This is a genomic window from Bacillus sp. FJAT-18017 (assembly GCF_001278805.1).
In the GTDB taxonomy this organism is placed as follows: domain Bacteria; phylum Bacillota; class Bacilli; order Bacillales; family Cytobacillaceae; genus Bacillus_D.
Genome location: NZ_CP012602.1, coordinates 785,253 through 803,799 on the forward strand (window position 1 = coordinate 785,253; position 18,547 = coordinate 803,799).

At 47.4% G+C, this 18,547-nt stretch carries 19 protein-coding genes; 12 read left to right on the forward strand and 7 right to left on the reverse strand.

The genetic code is table 11. The annotated features are described in order from the left end of the window. Positions 1-255: 255 nt before the first annotated feature. The 4 genes from AM500_RS03615 (at position 256) to AM500_RS03630 (ending at position 3,510) form a co-directional block, all read left to right on the forward strand. Positions 256-807 carry a TVP38/TMEM64 family protein gene (locus AM500_RS03615; protein ID WP_053597984.1) on the forward strand — a complete coding sequence of 184 codons (552 nt, stop codon included), beginning with the start codon at positions 256-258 and terminating at the stop codon, positions 805-807. A gap of 390 nt (positions 808-1,197) precedes the next feature. Beyond that, positions 1,198-2,145, forward strand: coding sequence for a peptide-methionine (S)-S-oxide reductase MsrA (gene msrA, locus AM500_RS03620; RefSeq protein WP_053597985.1), 948 nt, complete (start codon positions 1,198-1,200; stop codon positions 2,143-2,145). 89 nt (positions 2,146-2,234) lie between these two features. Further along, entirely contained in the window at positions 2,235-3,053 is an 819-nt protein-coding gene (locus AM500_RS03625; RefSeq protein ID WP_053597986.1) for a purine-nucleoside phosphorylase, read from the forward strand. A gap of 130 nt (positions 3,054-3,183) precedes the next feature. After that, positions 3,184-3,510: a hypothetical protein gene (locus tag AM500_RS03630; RefSeq protein WP_053597987.1), complete on the forward strand. Its 327-nt coding sequence runs from the start codon at positions 3,184-3,186 to the stop codon at positions 3,508-3,510. A gap of 655 nt (positions 3,511-4,165) precedes the next feature. Here the strand turns inward: AM500_RS03630 and AM500_RS03635 are convergent. Beyond that, a complete protein-coding gene (locus AM500_RS03635) occupies positions 4,166-4,540 on the reverse strand; it encodes a DUF4240 domain-containing protein (protein WP_231688100.1) in 375 nt (124 codons plus the stop codon). 166 nt (positions 4,541-4,706) lie between these two features. Between AM500_RS03635 and AM500_RS03640 the strand changes: the two genes are divergently transcribed. The 5 genes from AM500_RS03640 (at position 4,707) to AM500_RS03665 (ending at position 7,988) form a co-directional block, all read left to right on the forward strand. Beyond that, a complete protein-coding gene (locus AM500_RS03640) occupies positions 4,707-5,081 on the forward strand; it encodes a DUF4362 domain-containing protein (RefSeq protein ID WP_053597988.1) in 375 nt (124 codons plus the stop codon). Between the two features lie 240 nt (positions 5,082-5,321). Further along, positions 5,322-5,594 carry a ubiquitin-like small modifier protein 1 gene (locus AM500_RS03645; protein ID WP_053597989.1) on the forward strand — a complete coding sequence of 91 codons (273 nt, stop codon included), beginning with the start codon at positions 5,322-5,324 and terminating at the stop codon, positions 5,592-5,594. Between the two features lies 1 nt (position 5,595). Then, positions 5,596-5,868 carry a MoaD-like domain-containing protein gene (locus AM500_RS03650; RefSeq protein ID WP_053597990.1) on the forward strand — a complete coding sequence of 91 codons (273 nt, stop codon included), beginning with the start codon at positions 5,596-5,598 and terminating at the stop codon, positions 5,866-5,868. Positions 5,869-6,166: 298 nt separating this feature from the next. Next, complete coding sequence (locus AM500_RS03660; RefSeq protein WP_053597992.1) at positions 6,167-7,084, forward strand: nucleoside hydrolase; 918 nt, start codon at positions 6,167-6,169, stop codon at positions 7,082-7,084. Positions 7,085-7,103: 19 nt separating this feature from the next. Beyond that, positions 7,104-7,988 (forward strand): DMT family transporter, encoded by an 885-nt coding sequence (locus tag AM500_RS03665; RefSeq protein WP_053597993.1) that lies wholly within the window; start codon positions 7,104-7,106, stop codon positions 7,986-7,988. Between the two features lie 30 nt (positions 7,989-8,018). Here AM500_RS03665 and AM500_RS03670 read toward each other — a convergent pair whose 3' ends face one another. The 4 genes from AM500_RS03670 to AM500_RS03685 all read right to left on the reverse strand — a co-directional run bounded on the left by AM500_RS03670 (position 8,019) and on the right by AM500_RS03685 (position 13,049). Beyond that, positions 8,019-8,606 carry a DinB family protein gene (locus AM500_RS03670; protein ID WP_331457414.1) on the reverse strand — a complete coding sequence of 196 codons (588 nt, stop codon included), beginning with the start codon at positions 8,604-8,606 and terminating at the stop codon, positions 8,019-8,021. Positions 8,607-8,715: 109 nt separating this feature from the next. Continuing rightward, on the reverse strand, positions 8,716-9,882 hold the full coding sequence (locus AM500_RS03675) for an IS256 family transposase (RefSeq protein ID WP_053597994.1): 1,167 nt from the start codon (positions 9,880-9,882) through the stop codon (positions 8,716-8,718). A gap of 328 nt (positions 9,883-10,210) precedes the next feature. After that, positions 10,211-10,981: an alpha/beta hydrolase gene (locus AM500_RS03680; RefSeq protein WP_053597995.1), complete on the reverse strand. Its 771-nt coding sequence runs from the start codon at positions 10,979-10,981 to the stop codon at positions 10,211-10,213. Between the two features lie 226 nt (positions 10,982-11,207). Then, complete coding sequence (locus tag AM500_RS03685) at positions 11,208-13,049, reverse strand: aldehyde ferredoxin oxidoreductase family protein (RefSeq protein WP_053597996.1); 1,842 nt, start codon at positions 13,047-13,049, stop codon at positions 11,208-11,210. 432 nt (positions 13,050-13,481) lie between these two features. On the opposite strand from AM500_RS03685, the gene AM500_RS03690 reads away from it, so the two are divergent. After that, a complete protein-coding gene (locus AM500_RS03690) occupies positions 13,482-14,513 on the forward strand; it encodes a ThiF family adenylyltransferase (protein ID WP_053597997.1) in 1,032 nt (343 codons plus the stop codon). Between the two features lie 123 nt (positions 14,514-14,636). Here AM500_RS03690 and AM500_RS03695 read toward each other — a convergent pair whose 3' ends face one another. Together AM500_RS03695 and AM500_RS03700 are read right to left on the reverse strand one after the other, a co-directional pair. Then, complete coding sequence (locus AM500_RS03695) at positions 14,637-15,185, reverse strand: GNAT family N-acetyltransferase (RefSeq protein ID WP_053597998.1); 549 nt, start codon at positions 15,183-15,185, stop codon at positions 14,637-14,639. Positions 15,186-15,287: 102 nt separating this feature from the next. Continuing rightward, a complete protein-coding gene (locus tag AM500_RS03700) occupies positions 15,288-15,470 on the reverse strand; it encodes a hypothetical protein (RefSeq protein WP_053597999.1) in 183 nt (60 codons plus the stop codon). 223 nt (positions 15,471-15,693) lie between these two features. On the opposite strand from AM500_RS03700, the gene cls reads away from it, so the two are divergent. Both cls and nadE read left to right on the forward strand, forming a co-directional pair. Next, entirely contained in the window at positions 15,694-17,205 is a 1,512-nt protein-coding gene (gene cls, locus AM500_RS03705; protein WP_053598000.1) for a cardiolipin synthase, read from the forward strand. A 278-nt stretch (positions 17,206-17,483) separates the two neighbouring features. Next, positions 17,484-18,308 carry an NAD(+) synthase gene (gene nadE / locus AM500_RS03710; protein ID WP_053598001.1) on the forward strand — a complete coding sequence of 275 codons (825 nt, stop codon included), beginning with the start codon at positions 17,484-17,486 and terminating at the stop codon, positions 18,306-18,308. Positions 18,309-18,547 lie beyond the last annotated feature (239 nt).

The following is an 18,547-nucleotide window of genomic DNA, read 5'->3' on the forward strand; positions in this document are numbered from 1 at the left end:
TCACCTTAAAATGTCACCAATAAATTTATAAGTTCGTTTTCGTAAGCGGCAGCGTTCCCAAATGTGCAAGAAGCCTATTATTTATGATGAGGCGCAGGAAATCCCGTTGCTGTTTTGTTAACACTGGTCGTATGTTTTTAATTAGGATCGAATATTAGGTATACTTGAGATATGCAGTAAGTAAACGTATTTAAATAATCAGCTGGGAAATTGAGTTTGGATTCTGGCGTGAACGTCTGAGTAATGGGGTAAACGATGCAGCAGTGGGTGATTGAGCTTTTTCAAACATATCGCGAGGCGGCAGTTGTAATAAGCATCTTCATCAATATAGTTATTAGTGTTCTCGGCGTTGTTCCGAGCGTGTTCCTGACTGCCGCAAATATCTTTGTTTTCGGGCTTGTTGAGGGTACAGTAATCTCGGCGCTCGGTGAAGCTGCTGGAGCCGCGGTCTCATTTGCACTTTACCGAAAAGGCTTTAGAAAATGGGCAGGAGAGAAGCTGCCTGATAAACCCTGGATTCAAAGGCTTCTGCGTGCGCATGGCAGGGACGCATTCTTCCTGGTATTTGGCCTGCGGCTGCTTCCATTTGTCCCGTCCGGCCTGGTTACCTTTGTGGCCGCAATCGGCACAGTCAGTGTGGCTACCTTCGTGGCATCTAGCACTCTTGGTAAAATTCCCGCCTTAATCATGGAAGCTTATTCCGTCTATCAGGTTACAGAATGGACAATTCAGGGCAAAATAATTCTGTTGGGAATTGGCAGTGCCTTTTTATGCGTCGTGTTCACGAGGCTGCGGCGGGGACGCTGAAAAAGGTGAGCAGGATTTCAAAGCGATGAATGACAACTCGGGTGTACGAAGGCTCCAAGATGTCATTCATAAAGGCGATGAGTGACAACTCGGGTGTACGAAGGCTCCAAGATGTCATTCATAAAGGCGATAAGTGACAACTCGGGTGTGCGAAGGCTCCAAGATGTCATTCATAAAAGCGATGAATGACAACTTGGGTGTGGTAAGGCATCTAGATGTCATTCATAAGGCGATCACTGACAGATGACTGAGGAATGTTTTAATAAGGCAAACTAATGGTTTGCAGAGGCAAATGATTTTGATAAATGCGCCAAATTTGTGGCGTAGGATTCTGGATAAGGGTGGGCGCTTGGAGCGTCGACCAATTTTTCACAAAAGGAGTGGTTGGAGATGGCAGAGTTAGCGACGTTTGCGGGGGGCTGTTTCTGGTGTATGGTGCAGCCGTTTGATGAGCAGCCGGGGATTGAGAAGGTGGTGTCCGGGTATACGGGCGGCCACAAGGAGAATCCGACGTATGAGGAGGTTTGTTCGGATACGACGGGGCATTATGAGGCGGTGCAGATTACGTTTGATCCGGATGTGTTCCCGTATAAGAAGCTGCTTGAGCTGTATTGGCAGCAGATTGATCCGACGGACCCGGGCGGCCAGTTCAATGACCGCGGGCTGTCGTACAGGACGGCGATTTTTTATCATAGTGAGGAGCAGCGGCAGTTGGCAGAGCAGTCGAAGCAGGAGCTGGCGGCAAGCGGTAAGTTCTCAAAGCCGATTGTGACGGAGATTTTGCCGGCGAAGACGTTCTATCCGGCGGAGGAGAAGCACCAGGATTATTATAAGAAGAATTCGTTCCATTATAATATGTACAAGGAAGGCTCGGGGCGGGCGCCGTTTATCCGGGCGACCTGGAAAAAGAAGAAGAGCGATGAGGAGCTGCGCGAGACGCTGACGCCGATGCAATATGAGGTTACTCAGAACAATGGGACGGAACCGCCATTCAGGAATGAGTTTTGGGATCTTGAAGAGGATGGCATTTATGTTGATGTTGTTTCGGGAGAGCCTTTGTTCAGTTCGACGGACAAGTATGATGCGGGCTGCGGCTGGCCTAGCTTTACGAAGCCAATCAAGCGCACGGAGATTGAGGAGAAGCTGGACACATCGTACGGGATGAGGCGGATTGAGGTTCGCTCGAAGACGGCTGATTCGCATCTTGGTCATGTGTTCGATGACGGACCGGGACCTGATCATGCGCGTTACTGCATTAACTCGGCAGCGCTTCGCTTCGTGCCAAAGGATAAGCTTGAAGAGGAAGGGTACGGCGAGTTCAGGAAGTTGTTTGAATAGTTTTATTATCTTAGGGGCAGCGGATGCCCCTTTTTCGCGTATTGTAAATTGGGTATACTACAGTGAGAACTCGTTTTGGAGGAATGTACATGCATAACATTCAGAATATCAATGAAGCCAGAGATGCTATTTTTGAAAAAACAAATCACCGTCCTGTGATTGGCCTGATTCTTGGCTCCGGTCTTGGTGCGCTTGCCGATGAGATTGAAGACGCGGTCCATATTCCGTATGGTGAAATTCCGTATTTCGCAAAGTCCGAGGCGATTGGCCATGCGAATGAGCTGGTCATTGGGCAGCTGAAGGGCAAGACGGTTGTGGCGATGAAAGGCCGTTTTCATTATTACGAAGGGTATTCGCTCAGTGAAGTGACGTTCCCGGTGCGCGTGCTGAAGGCGCTTGGTGTTGAAACATTGCTGATCACGAATGCCTGCGGTTCGGTGAATACGAATTATGCGCCTGGCGACTTGATGCTTATTACTGATCATCTCAACCTTGTTGGCTCGAATCCGCTGATCGGACCGAATAACGATGAGCTTGGGACCCGGTTCCCTGATCTGACTCAAGCTTATAATCGCGAGCTGCGTGCGCTTGCCCATAAGGTCGCGGAAGAAAAGGGCATGACGCTTCGTGAAGGTGTATATGCTTGGTGGAGCGGCCCGATGTATGAAACTCCGGCTGAAATCCGGATGATCCGCACGCTTGGGGCCGATGCAGTCGGGATGTCGACTGTTCCTGAGGTTGTCGTGGCAGTCCATGGCGGCATGAAGGTACTAGGCATTTCGTGTTTGACGAATATGGCAGCAGGCGTTCTCGACCAGCCGCTGAACCATGATGAAGTAATTGAAGTTGCCGGCAAAGTCCGCGCCAACTTCGTGGAACTTGTAAAAGGTGTAATTGAACAAGCTTAACATGTAGAAAACACCCCATTTGGGCCTAGGCCTATGGGGTGTTTTTTGTTTGGATTTATTTTCAAGGGGATGGAATAAACGGTAAAATAAAGGTGATGGTTATGCCAGCGGAAAGGGAGGTGCATGGATCATGAAGATAGTCCGATTTATTGTGCTGACAGCATTGATGATTGCTGTTTTAATGGCAATCAGCTACTTTTTATCAGAGAAATTTGGATTAACAATGATTAATGCGATGTTTTATGTTGGTGTTTTCTCAACATTTATTTCGCTCTATTTCTCAAGCAGTGGCGGGCTAACTACGAATCTTGCTGAGTCGGAGATTGCCGCGAGTTACGGAGGTTTAAAGTCTGGCCATTCTTTTAAAAGAACTTTTTTGTCCTTGTACGTAAACTTTGTGAATGTGGGATCTGTATTATTCTTAATCATAGTTTTTGTGAGTGCGTTAATGTTTTAAACCAGCACATTAGGAATGCAACCAATGTAAGGTTTCAAGGACAATTTGATGGTGGATTGGAGAAATGTCTTTGAAAGTGGTGCTCGAGGACATTTTGGAGTTGCTGGAGAGGTGAAATGTCTTTGAAAGTGGATTTCGAGTACATTTTGAAGTTGCCGGATAGGTGAAATGTCTTTGAAAGTGGATTTCGAGTACATTTTGGAGTTGCCGGATAGGTGAAATGTCCTTGAGAGGTGGTGCTCGAGTACACACGGTGGCAGCGGGGAATGGCAGTTTTCCTTGTCAATGTAATCGGCGATTGATTGAAAAGCTTCGTACCTGGGAAACCTTGATCCACAGTAACCACAGAAATAGAAAAAAGTCCCCTTTGATTGATTAGACAAAGGGAACTGTACCATTTTAACTTGGAAAAGAGATTGTTCGATTCGACTATCTATGGTAATAATACTGCCAGATGAACCAGCGCTTGAAAATCCTCCCTAATAGTCAAGTGGCTCTTCGCCAAAGCGGTCCCATAGTGTTGGGTACATGTCTTCAAGATCTTCTTCGTCCCAATCCAGATCGATATCGTTTTGTGGCTTGAGTCCTTTATTGTCCAGTTCCGCCTGCAATTCGTCGTAGGTGCTGTCATTCCATTCAGTATCGCCCGTCTTTTTCAGGCTAAGGCGTCCAGCCCGACGGAAAGTAGCTCCTCGTTCTGTGGCATGCCTTCCTCGCCGAGATTATCTTCATCAATATATTCTGCGAGGAATTCCGGGTCGGCCAGCACCTTGTTATAAACTTCCTCGCCCTGGCCAATCAGCCAGCCTCGGAAATAGTCAAAGGCATCATCCGAACACCCGCCCATGACAATATAGGCGGCTGCCCAAAGGCCGGATTGATAGCTTTCATTCATTAGCCCCTGAAACCAATATTCAAAATTGACGATATCCCGGGTGTCGCGCTTGGCTAATACCTCTGTTAACCACTCGGCCTGATCTTCTTTTCCTTTTGACTTTTCAATCAATCCCCAAAACTCGTTTCGTTCCATCAAAAACCCTCCTATAAGCTGTTATTTATCAAATTCTACAACACTGCGAAATTTCCTTTTTCGATGTCATATTTCAGAGAGAGATTCGTCAAATAGAAAACGGCCTAACCTCAGCGCAATGGGTGGATAGGCCACGCAATCGGCCATATAGCAGGGAGGGGAAAAGATGAGGAATTTACTAATCATTGCAATGGTGTTGGTGTTGGCAGGGTGCCAGTTGTTCGCCGGCCAGGTGGTAAGCAAACATCGCAAATACGAAAACCTCCAGGCTCTGGACGAGTTCGCCCTGGATGTGGAAAAAGGCCGTGATGCAGAGCTTCGGTTTGTTGAGTATGGAATTGAAGGCCAGCGGGGTGTACGCAAGTTTGAATACAATGAAGATAGCGACATCAATGTTAATTACAGCGTTGATGGAGAGGAAATAAGTACGTATACATGCGAAGGCTTTATAATAAAAGCAGATGACTTTGCAAAACGGTATATTCTCACCGATTGTTCCGGAAGAGGGGACGAAGAATTGCTTGTTCTGTATGCAAAATAACGGCTGGCCAGGATTGTGTATGCTGCCTGAAACGAAGTGCCAACAATCAATCACTGAAAAGAAATGCTATTAAATCAAAATCAGCTTCCGCCTCGATAAAAAACGCCCCCCTTTGCCTAGGAAAGTAGTAATATAGTAGTAACAACAAGGGGAAATAATTTTTATGGCAAGGGAGAAGCGTACAGCTTTTCGTCTGCCGCGGCAGACTGCTTGCCTAAAAATAAAAAGGGGGAGTTTTTCATGATAGTGAAGGTGTTTGCGAATCTCCGTGACATTTGCGGAGGCTTCACGGTTGAGGTGCAGCCCGAGGGGAACCGGGTTATCGATGTTCTCGAGAAGATGGTCGAGATGTTCCCGCCGATTGAAGAAGAAATTTTCACGGCGGAACGGACCTTGAAGGATTTTGTCCAGGTATACATTAACGGCCGGAATATTGTCCATCTGCAGGACCTGCAAACGGAAGTCAGCGACTCGGATCAATTTGCTTTGTTCCCGCCGGTTGCGGGTGGCTGATATGAAAGAAACTGTCATGGAATTCCGGGGAATCAACATTTCGCACCTTGGCATGTACTTCGAAGAGCTCGGCGCAGTCCCGAAAACGGAACAGATGCCGCTTTTGTATGATGCAGGCAGCTGGAGTGGAGAGATTCTTTCCGAAAAGGAACTCACGTTTACAAAAACCTTTAAAGTTAATGCTGTACATATCCGCTTCAAGGCGGAAACCGAGGTTGAGCTCGCGGATATTATTAAAAACTACCGCTACAAAACAACCAGGATTGGCGGATAGGAGGGGGAATTTTTCTGAAACGGTTCCTTATCTCAATTGGTGCATTTTTGCTAGTAACTGGCTTGCTTTACGGGATTGGCTATACCTTCAAAATCCCCGCTCTTATGTTCAGGTATGAATACAGGAACGATGCAGAAGGGTTTTTCGTTCAAACAGGTTCAATTCTTCCTTTCCTAATCGGTTTAGCAGCATGTTATGTGGCTGAGAAGCTTTATATCCGCAGAAAACTTGGTTGATTGCGGCCAAGTTTTTCGCTTTTTTGGAAAAAATACTACATATAAAGAACGGGGAGTTATTTATGACAGAGAAAGTAATACTTGATGTTGATACAGGCATTGATGATGCGATGGCGATTATCTATGCTGCCCGGGCAAAAGAAATCGAACTGCTCGGCCTGACCACCTGCTTCGGAAATACATCCGTCGAGGAAACGACCCGAAACACGCTACAGCTGCTCGAGCTGCTTGGTCGCGAGGATATTCCTGTAAGCATGGGGGCGGATACGCCATGGAAGCGCGCACCTCTTAAAGAGAAGGCGGTTCATATTCACGGTGAGGACGGGATGGGGAATCATTCCCTGCCTCTTCCGAAAATAGAAGCGACTGGAAAGCATGCTGTAGACGTCATAATTGAGAACGTACTGTGGTACCCAGGTGAGGTCACGCTCATCTTTGTTGGCAGCCTCACCAATCTCGCACTTGCGATTGAGAAAGAGCCGGCGATAATCGAGAAGGTCAGGCGGGTTGTCGTCATGGGCGGTGCGGCAACGGTAAAAGGCAATATCACCCCTCATGCTGAAGCAAATATTTACACCGACCCGGAAGCAGCGGACTTCGTATTCCAATCGGGCGTGCCTGTTACGATGGTAGGTTTGGATGTAACGATGCAGACCCTGTTGCCTAAGGGCCAACTGGAAACATGGCGTACTATCGGCACGCCGCTTAGCGAGTTTCTGTACCACATTGTCGGCTTTTATATGAATGCCTATTTGACACAGGGAATCGCAGGCTGTGCGCTCCACGACCCGCTTGCGGTCGGTGCTGTCATCGATCCTTCTTTTATAAAAACAAAACCAATGCATATTCGCGTCGACTGTTCTGAATCCGATACCATTGGAGAAACCGTCAGTCACTCCGGAGAAGCACCCAACATCGAGGTCGCGCTCGAAGTTGATGCTGACCGGTTCAGACAGCATTTTCTCAGTTTAGTAAACTAGATCTTTAAAGGATGATATTGTGAAAAAGAGCATTGGGATTCTATCAGTATTGATTGCTGCCTCCTTGTACGGGTTCGTCAATACAATTGTAAAATTAGCATACGCGGCTGATTTCCAGTATGCGGAACTAACGGTAAGCCAATATGTGTACGGCTCGCTGGGGTTATTGGTGCTCGTTCTTGTAACAAAGTCATTCAGCAAAGTTTCACTAAAAGATTTCGGTAAACTTTTAGTGGTAGGAGGAGTGGGGCTCGGCGGAACAAGCCTCGCTCTTTACGCCAGCCTTGCCTATGTGCCAACATCCATTTCACTTGTTATGCTGTTTCAGTTCACCTGGATTGGCCTTGTCATTGAGAGGTTTGTTTTTAAAAGGAAAATCGGCCACAACCAGTGGCTGGCCGTGGCGCTAGTCCTGGCCGGAACTTTGTTTGTATTGCAAATCACCACAATTGATGCAGGTTCGGTAAACATGGCCGGCGTGCTGTACGGGTTTCTGGCAGCCATTTGTTACTCGGTATTCCTGATTGGAGCTTCGGTGCTGCCAGCTTCAATCCCGAACTTTTATAAAACGTTCCTAATGGTAGCCGGGACAATGGTCTTGCTGCTGGTCGGGTTTGCAGCTGTAACACCGCCTGCCGAGATGAATCCGTTCGGTGATGTTATGGGGTGGGGAATCCTGCTCGGGCTGCTCGCTCAAGCGATTCCGCCAGTGCTGTTTACATATGGAGCACCAAAAATCGGTGGAACACTTACCTCGATTCTCAGTGCATTTGAGCTGCCAGTCGGTATCATCGCATCTTATTTGATCGTCGGCGAGCAGGTTGTCCTTGCTCAGTGGGTCGGGATGCTGCTGATACTTGCCGGTATTGTCGTTTCGCAGTTGGGAACATCCGAAAAGATATAAGAATGGCTCAGAGACGTCTGAGCCATTTTTCTATTCAAACAAAGATAGTTTAAGGTCTTTTCCGTAACAATAGACTAACAGCGCATGCAATTGCGCTCTGTGGTGATACACGTGCGCTAAAATTTCAAGCAGCCATTCATACCTCGTGTACGAGACACCCCAATAGGAGGTAGTTTCTTGCTGAAGTTCATCATCGGTATAGTTTTTGTACCTTTCTTCTAATGCTTTGAAATTAGCAAAAAGAGCAGCCTTGATGTCAATAAGGTTACTGTATGAATTGCTGGCATAAAGGTGGCTCATTTCCTCCTGTGTTGCTCCGTCTGAAATAACCATGTCTGCTCTGCAAATGGTTGCGAGGTGCCCGAGTAATTCCCCAACCGAAAATTTGTCTGGATGAGGCCGCTTTGGTAAATCGGATTCTTCCAGTTGGTCAATGATGGAAGCCGTTGTTTGTATGGCAATTTCTATTTGATGCAGCGTGCTTTTGCAGTATGTATTCACTGTTTCCTCCTCAAGATTCTGGCTCGTATTGTCCATGGCAAAAGCTGTGGCCACCAATATAATTTCAGAGTCGTCAAGAACCTTTATTGACGACCGAAGCCCCCACTTTTTAGTCAAGTCCACTATCTTGTGTAAATTCCTATACAATGGTATATCAGCTTATTTTATTTTTGGTGGAATGAAGGGGGTACCCCCTTCATTCCACCAAAAATTTCGCGCTTCGCGTCTATTTTTTAAAAAGGATCTTTTTCCTTTCTTGTTCTTCCGTATAGTCAATCAGGATTGCGCCAATCATTCGAAATGCAGATTGGGTATTGGGGAAAATTCGGATTGACCTTTCCCTTCTACGGACTTCCTGATTCAACCGTTCCAGCGAATTTGTACTTCGGATATATGGGTGGTACTTGGCAGGTTCGTTAAGGAACTGAATGGCATCCTCGAAGCCTTCTTCCAATGTTCTCAGTGTACGCTCAAGTTTAGGATTATCCCCAAACCGGTCTATAAATTCATCCTTAAACCGCCTAGCCTCATCCGCCTCAGCTACATCAAAGATCCTCTTAAGCCCGAATTTCACCTCATCCATTTCTTTTTTGGGCAGATTGGTGAAAATGTTTCTTTTGAAATGAACCAGGCAACGTTGCCAGATGGTTCCCACGAACTCTTTAGCTATGGCGGCTTTCAGGCCTTTGTGTGCGTCAGAAATAACTATTTTGGGGGATTGGAGTCCTCTTTCCTGAAGGTGCTGGAAAAAACTCTGCCATGCTTCAAAACTCTCGGAGTGGGCCACTTTTAAGCCTAAGACATCCCGGTGATTGCCTTCATCAATCGCTGTCGCGATATAAACGGCTTTGGAGACCACGCGGTTATGTTCCCTTACCTTGATATACATCGCATCTGCAAAAATATAAGGATAATATTTAGTGTTAAGAGGCCGGCTGGCCCATTGGCTCACCACCGGGTCAAGCATTTCCGTCAGAGAAGAAACGAAGGATTTTGAAACACTCTCCCCGCATAATTGTTTGACAATATGCTTGACCTTTCGGGTGGATACGCCATTTACAACCATTTCAAGCATAGAGAGGATAAACGCCTGGTCGCATCTTGAATACCTTTCAAAAACGGTTGTCGAAAAGTCTCCACCCCGTGTACGGGGCACCTTCAAGGTAACTTTGCCGATACTGAGTAAAAGATCGCGTTCATAATAACCATTTCGGTAGTCGCGGCGAATTGAATTCCGCTCGTAGGCCCCAGCCTGGAGATACTCGTCCCGCTCCTTTTCCATTACGGCATTCAATACAAGGACAATGGACGCTTTCATCACAGTGTCGATGTTGGAAGCCATTACGGCTTCTTTTAAAACGTCGGTATTTAGGTTAAACTGAATTTGGGTCATCATTAATTCCTCCACATTGTTTTCGTCGCTGATAACATTGTTGACAAAAGGAATTAATTTGACCCTTTTTCTTTTTACACAATTATATGGACTTTATCCACTTTTTTACCTTCAGGGTCGTCAAGAAGCTCTATTGACGACCGAAGCCTGCACTTTTTTACCTTCAGGGTCGCCAAGAACCTTTATTGACGACCGAAGCCCCCACTTTTTTACCTTCAGGGTCGTCAAGAAGCTCTATTGACGACCGAAGCCTCTACTTTTTTACCTTCAGAGTCGCCAAGAAATTTTATTGACAACGTGAATCTCGCAAAGTTTATGACAAGTCCGATTAGGAAAGCAAATAATCCAGCACCTGAGGCATTCTTTTTACAAAAAAAGAATAATGATGAGCGGCGCCGTCAATTACCTCAAAACGGGAATTCACCACTTTTTCCTTCAGCAGGGCATACACAGTTCGATTCGATTCAAGGAATCCTTTGCTGATTCGCTCATCATTGGGAACCTCGGAATTACCGCAGTCCATATAAAATTTCTCGATTCCAACAGGCTCTGATCGGGTCAGCATGTTTTCAACTTCCTCCTGATTCCGCCAAAAGGCAACGGAAATTGCAGCCACCCTCTTAAAAATATCGGGGTAGAGAAAAGTTGCCCGGGCTGTAATCAATCCGCCAAGTGAACAGCCGGCCATCATTGTATTGTCTTGAATAGTCTTGTATGTACTGTCGATATACGGTTTAAGCTCATTCACAATATAATCAATATACTCGTCGCCCTTGCCTCCATGCGGGCTAAGCGATCCAATCAACTCCTTGCTGAATTCGCCGCATGGCCATGGGCAATACTGGTCAAGGCGTTCCTCGGTTGTAGGCGGTGTATCTATGGCCACGACAATCAGGCCGATCCCGGCTTCATCCAGGTAATCCCCAAGCCGGAGCGAGACGCCTCCAATCGATTCCTCATCCCGAAACACATTCTGGCCGTCGTGCATGTAGAGGACCGGGTAATGTGACTTAGATTCCGGATATCCTTTTGGCAGATAAACTCTGATAGTCCGCTTCTGATTAAACGGTGTAACCATCATCTTGAATTCTTCAATCATCGAAAAGCCCCCTATATTTTTTGCGTGGAAAAATCCTGTGTATCAAGAAAAACGGGGAGTGCCTGGCACTGTTCGGGTGTGCGGAAATCCGGGTGGTACCTGGCACTGTTCGGGTTATGTGCCCGTTAAAAAGGCTCCGCGCGCATACGAATTCGGTTCTGCCTGACACGGCGAAAAAGGCTCCCGCACATTCCCGCGCGGAAGCCCAAGATCTTTTTTTGAAAAATTAAACCAGCTGTGTTCCAGGAGCTTCTGTTGCTGGCAGGATGCCCAGTTCGCGAAGCTTGTCTTCAGGAACGATGCCGTCTCTCCAGCCGCGGACCTGATAGTACTCCTCGAGCATGATATCCATGCGGCTTACATGGCCGGCGCTGTTTCCGGATGCGGGCTCTTCAGTGAAGCGTTTCGGCAGGAAGTCGTCCTCGCGCTTGTTTAGTCCGGCAAGGTTATTGTAATAGCGTTCAAGATTGTAAATCCGCTCCCCGGCCTTCATGACATCATCCGCAGTCAGAGTGTTGCCGGTCATTGTGCTGTACTGCTCGGCATAGTGCTCGGCGTTTTCGGAGAACGAAGAGAATTTACAAATGTTCATAGAATCGGAGAATGCGAGCAGATCCTGGAATATTTTCAGAAGCTCGCCTTTTCCTTCTGCAGCCAACCGGTCAACTGGCTCAGGAATTCCGGCAATCTCGGCGGCAACAGTGTAGCCGCGCAGGTGGCAGGCACCGCGGTTGCTCGTTGCGTAGCCAAGGCCGATACCCTGGATTCCGCGTGGGTCATATGCTGGAATTGATTGGCCTTTAACAGACATCGACAGCTCAGGCGCACCCCAAATTGCCGTTGCACGCGCAGGCCCTTCAGCAAGAACGCCGCCAAGACCTTCGCGGTAAGCGATTTGCCTTGTCAGTTCGATCATTCCATCGGCATCGCCCCACTCCAGCTTCTCTTCGATGATGCCTTTTTCGGAAGCTTCCATCGTAACGGAGAATGCGTGGCCAAGCTCGATTGTATCGATTCCGTATTCGTTGCAGCGGTCGATTAGGTATGAAATCGCCTTTGCATCGCTCAGCAAACAGTTTGAACCAAGCGACCATGCTGATTCGAACTCAATGCTCTCAACGCGTGTTTTGTACGGGCCGTCCTTGACTTCGACTTCAATCTTACAGCCGACAGGACAGGCGTGGCATGTATTGTTCGCAACAAGAAGGTGCTTGTTCACATACTCGCCGCTATGTAGCTCTGCCTGATCCCAGTGAGTCAATTGGGAGTTCTTCGTAGGCAGGGCGCCGACTTCGTTGATGAGGTTTGTAAGGACGTTTGTGCCGTAAACCGACAAGCCGCCTTTATTTGGTGCAGTCAGGCCGCCTTCAAGGATGGCTTTGACTGCTTTTTTATTTGCTTTTTGGTATTCTTCAGGCTGTGCTGGAACTGGCATATTGCCTTTTTGGGCTGCCTTGATGACAATTCCCTTTAGCAATTTGGAGCCTGCTACAGCAGCTGTGCCGCCGCGTCCAGCTGCACGGTCGTGTTCATTGATAAACGACGAGAAGAGGACTTTGTTTTCGCCGGCCTGGCCGATGGTGATGACGCTCAAGTCTTCTGCGCCATACTGATCCTTCATTGCCTGAACGGTAGCACGCGTGCTTTGCCCCCAGACAGTGGAAGCATCGCGCAGTTCAGCGTTGCCATCCTCGATATAAAGGTAGACAGGCTTGTCGCTCTTTCCTTTAAAAATAACATTGTCAAAGCCGGCCCATTTCAGGCGTGCCGCGGTCCAGCCGCCAATATGGGAATCTGTTACTGTCCCTGTCAGCGGAGACTTTGTTACCACGCAAAGGCGTCCGCTCATTGAGGAACGTGAACCTGATACAGGCCCTGTCATGAAACAGAGAATGTTTTCCTCTGAAAGCGGTTCCACCTCAGGCCCGTTGTCAAGCACGTACTTAACCCCAAGCCCGCGCCCGCCAATGTACTTCCGCGCATCTTCTTCGTTGATGCTTCTGTACTCAACTGTGCCATTCGTCAAATCAACTACTGCTTCCTTGTTTTTGAAGCCGCCAAGATTCATTGATTTGCAACCCCCTTACATTATTTGGTTAAAACCTTAGACAAACTGGCATCCGCGAGTATATTGGGCGAATGGCCATAGTCTTTCTTATGCGTTAGGAATGTATGGAGAATACTTCCTAATAGCTAAAAAATGCATGTACGTTTATTAAAATTCGACACTCTATTTTCATTTTCCTTCTACACTCGAAAAACAAATTGAAATTTTTAGAATATTATTTTTTAAAAAATTGGGCTGATTATAAGATCCGAATTGGAGATATAAGCCATTTCCGCATGTATATGAGCCAATTTAGCGTGGATATGAGCCTCATATGAGCCGTTTTGGCATGGATATGAGCAATTAGACAATATATGGAGTTTCAAACCACTCGAAAAATAGGAACCAGACAGCTATAGTAATAGATAAGAGACTTTTGAGATGAGGGATAGAATGAACGGATTGGAACGTTATTCACGCCAAATTCTTTTTAAGCCAATTGGGGAAAAAGGGCAAAAGAAGCTACTCGAGAGCCGCGCTGCAATTGTCGGAATGGGCGCTCTCGGCACTGTCATTGCCAATCATATGGTTCGTTCGGGTGTAGGATTTGTCCGCCTGATCGACCGCGACCTTGTCGAACTGTCCAACCTGCAGCGCCAGACGCTTTACACCGAGGAGGATGCGCGAAAAAACCTTCCTAAAGCAGTCGCTGCCGCCCAAAGGCTCAGGTCAATTAATTCGGAAATTACAATAGAAGAGATTATCGCCGATGTAAACCTCGATAATGCTGAGGAGCTCCTTGGGGATGTTGACGTCATTATTGATGGGACCGACAACTTTTCGGCACGCTATTTAATGAATGATATTGCTGTGAAATACAATATCCCATGGGTGTATGGCGGGGCGGTCAGCTCGCGGGGCATGTTCGCCGTAATAATACCTGGCAAAACACCTTGCTATCGATGCCTGTTTCCCGATGCACAGACAGGACTCGGTGAAACATGCGATACAATTGGGGTGTTGTCACCAATCACAGAAATTATCGGTTCGTTCGAGGCAATGGAGGCACTGAAAATCCTTGTCGGCGCACCGCACAACCCGAACCTTGAGCAAATCGACATCTGGTACAACTCAACGATGCAGATGGACATCTCAAAAGGCCGTAACCCGGACTGCCCATGCTGCGCACAGAAGCAATTCGATTTCCTTGACCGCTCATCGGACAAGCAGGTCGCTTTTTCAGCACTATGCGGACGTGACACCGTCCAAATCAATCCTCGGAAAAAGAAACCGGTTGAGCTGGAAAAGCTCGCTGCCGTCTTGAAGGAAGCAGGCACCGTGACCGCCGCCAATCCATTCCTCCTAAAGTTCAAGCCGGACGAGAGCATCTCAATGGTTTTTTTCAAAGATGGCCGCGTGCTCGTGCATGGAACCAACGACCTGTCCGAAGCAAAATCCTACTTTGCTAGATATGCAGGGGCTTAGAAGTTGCCCCAAGGCCAGGGAGCTTAAAAAGGTAACATAGTACCTATCTATGTGTCCGAACTTGTTTATCACCAATTTTCTTAATAAAACAAGAGAGGCCGGATTCATCTCCCGGCCTCTTTCTTATAGCGTTTTTTTCATAAATTTATTTACATCCCGGAAGCCCATTTTTTCATAAAGGTTCATCGCTATGTCGTTGTGGACGTAAACGTTGAGGCCTGCCTCCGGGTAGCCTTGGTCTTTGAATTCCTTTAGCGCCTCGTCAATTAGCAGCTTGGAATAACCGCGGCAACGGTACGAGGGTTTTACATAAATATCGCTGATCCAGCCGATTTCCTCTCCTGTCAAATAGTCAAAAGCCTTGTCGACATACACCCAGCCAACCAGTGTTTCCCTATCCATCAGGCAGCGGAAGTAGGCGCCGTATCTCGCTGAATGTTCGTATGCCTCAATCATTCGCTGGCGGTTATTCTCGGCTACATGGTTAGTGGCCTCGCGCCGGTTTACACCAGCGAGCTCATATATTTCCTCCAGCTCTGTTTCGGAAGCCGTCTTAAAGGTTAATTCCATTGTTAATCCACCATCCTTTATTAGCCACCCTTTTATATTCTCCGGTGTGCTTTGTAATTCCTGCCAGTCAAGTTGATACAACTTCTTAGATAATGACTTCATTTTAACCCTGCTGTAACTTGTGTAAACTTATAGTTTTTCAGATAATTCTTAGGGTTGAGCATGTTTTAAAAATAGCCCCCCCTTTGGTTACATATTTGCTAATCAATCTGCAATCCATTGGGCACGTTTTGCCTTCCTGCAAAGAATGAAATGGTTCCAATACAGCTTATTGGCTACATTTTGACTTGCTGAAGAGCGTGAAATGATTCCAATAAAGCTTATTGGGCACATTTTGCCTTGCTGCAAAGGCTGAAATGGTTCCAATAGGCCATTATCAATCACCATTGACTCCCCCTGTTCTATTTTTCAGCCTTCAATTAATCTACTATTTATAAACATTTTATTCCGGGCACAATTAAATCACTCTTTCTTCTAGACGAAAATTTCTTACCTCACTCTTCCGGGTTTCGCTTTCTTAACCCGGTACGGTTGGCTTAGGTTTTTTTTGCAAAGGATAGAGGGTATATGAATAGGGAAAGTAGACTGCAGTAGACACGGAGAGACGAGGATGCTAAAACGGCGGATTGAATTTGTTTTTGTGATAGCACTGACCATTTGCTTGTATATGGTCGTTTATACAAACATAGGGCCTTGGTGGAAGCTGGGGTTCGGTGGTTTGTATGCGGGGATTATTTTGATCAGCGTTGTGTCGCTGTGCCTGGAGAACCGCTCGCCCCCGCACACGCTTGTCTGGATTTATGTACTGGTGTTCATCCCGGTGCTGGGGTATATTTTTTACTTGTACTCGGGCCAGCTTTACTTGAAGGGCTATTTGTTCAAGCATAAGCGGCAGCTGAACCGGAGCCAGTGGGAGCGGATGATGCGATCGGAGACATCTCCGGATTTGACGTTTTTTGTGGAAAATCAGGAGAACTTCGCCAAGTTTGCGGCGAAGGCCGCGAAGACGCCAATTTCTACGTCTTCCCGCTCGGTTGTTTTAAAAAATGGCAAGGAGACGTTCGGCCAGATTATTGAAGAGCTGCGCAAAGCTGAGACGTTCATTCATATCGAATATTATATATTCCGGTCTGATCGGCTTGGCCAGGAGATTATTGATATTTTAATTGAAAAGGCGAAGGCCGGTGTCGAGGTGCGTTTCATTTACGATGCGGCGGGGAGCCTCAGCCTCAGGTTGACGGATATTAGGAGAATGAAGAAAGCCGGGATCAATGCGCGGCCGTTTTCGCCGCTGAAGTTCGGATTTTTCAACCAGAAATTCAACTTCCGGAACCACCGGAAAATTATTATTATTGATGGGAAAGTGGGCTTTGTCGGCGGGTTGAACGTCGGCGTCGAGTATTTGGGTGAGGATGAGAACTTCGGCTACTGGCGCGATACGCATATGATGCTGACCGGCGAGGCAGTCTACACACTTCATACCGTTTTCCTACTCGACTGGGAGTATGTAAGCCGTGAGAAGGTTCTCGATTACGAGCATGCGAAAAAGTATACTATTGACGACGGTACGCTCGATGGCGCAATCCAGGTTGTCGCCAGCGGCCCCGACACGCACCAGGGCATTATGAGCGATTTTTATTATGCATTGATGGCGAGCGCCCAGCAGTCAATCTGGATTGCGACTCCGTATTTTGTTCCGGATGAATCGATTCGGACGGCTCTCAGGATTGCCGCGGCCAAAGGACTTGAGGTACGAATCATGGTGCCGGAAATTAACGACAGCTTCCTGACTCAATATGCGACGCGCTCGTATTTTTCCGAACTGCTCCGCTATGGGGTCGAGATTTATTCATATAAAAAAGGCTTCCTGCACCAGAAGGTCATTATCATCGACGGAAATCTTGCCTCAATCGGGACCGCGAACATGGACATGCGCAGCTTCCATCTCAATTTTGAGGTAAACGTCTTTCTGTACGGGACAAGCTCGATTCGCGACTTGGTTGCGCATTACGAGCAGGACATGAAGGACTCCGAAAAAATCGGTGCTGTCGAGTTTTACAAACGTGGGCTGTGGAACAGGATGAAAGAATCCTTCGCTCGCTTGTTCTCGGGTGTGCTGTAGGGAAGGTTTTCGTCTGATGAACCCAGCGTGGCGGTTGATTGGGTGATAGCCTTGACTAAAACTGACTGGGAAGTGGCTGAGAATATCTGCTCCCGGTCTGCCGAATCCCTTACATGTCGTTCGATTAGGAGGTAGTTCAGAGCCTGGCATGAGAGAAGTGTCCCCGATCTGCCCCAATCCGCCAATATAATGATGTTATATTTTCTAACAGTATAATGGACTTTTTTTGCAGGAAGGGTAGAATAATTAAATTAGTACATGTTTTAGGAGGGGTTGCAATGAGTATTCAGGAGAGAATTATTTCCGAGCTGCATGTGAAGCCGGAGATTAACCCGAAGGAGGAGATCCGCAAGCGGATTGATTTCTTGAAGGACTATCTGGTGAAGGCGCACGGTAAAGGGTTTGTGCTTGGAATTAGCGGCGGGCAGGATTCGACGCTTGCCGGGAGATTGGCGCAGCTTGCAGCCGAAGAACTCAGAGCAGAAGGCCGCGATGCGAAGTTCGTTGCAATCCGCCTGCCATACGGTGTTCAGCATGATGAGGATGATGCGCAGCTGGCGCTTGATTTTATCAAGGCCGATGAGGAGTATGTCTTCAATATCAAGTCGGCCGTTGACGCGGTCGAAGTGGAGTACAACAAGGCAAGCGATGGCAAGGACCTCGCTGATTTCCAGAAAGGCAATGTGAAGGCTCGCCTTCGGATGATTGCCCAGTATGCGGTGGCTGGGATGGAAGGGATGCTCGTAATCGGGTCGGACCATGCGGCTGAGGCTGTAACTGGCTTCTATACAAAGTATGGCGATGGCGGGGCTGATGTGCTGCCATTGACTGGCCTGAACAAGCGCCAGGGACGCCAGCTGATGATTGAGCTTGGAGCGGTGGAGCGGCTTTACACGAAGGTGCCGACAGCGGATCTCCTTGACCATAAGCCTGGCCAGTCCGATGAGACGGAGCTGGGGATTGCGTATGAAGTGATTGATGATTTTCTTGAGGGCAAATCAGTAGCGCCTGAAGACGCAGCAAAAATCGAATCACGCTACCTTATTTCTGAGCATAAGCGCCATACACCAGCGAGCATGTTTGATGACTGGTGGAAGGAATAAGGGAAAACTTCAATCAGTGGGGATTTCTGCCCACTGATTTTTTTGAGTTTGTTAAGGTTTTACAGGTGATAAATCAAAGATAATGCCCCAAAGCTGCGTCATGCAGGAAAGGCCGCCCTCCTACTTGGTAAGGCGGCCTTTTAATTGCCACCAACTTTCACCTTTCACAAAATATCCTCATTCACTCACTTCATCACACCCTGACACCCATTTATAATGGAAGAACAACCAAAGGGAAG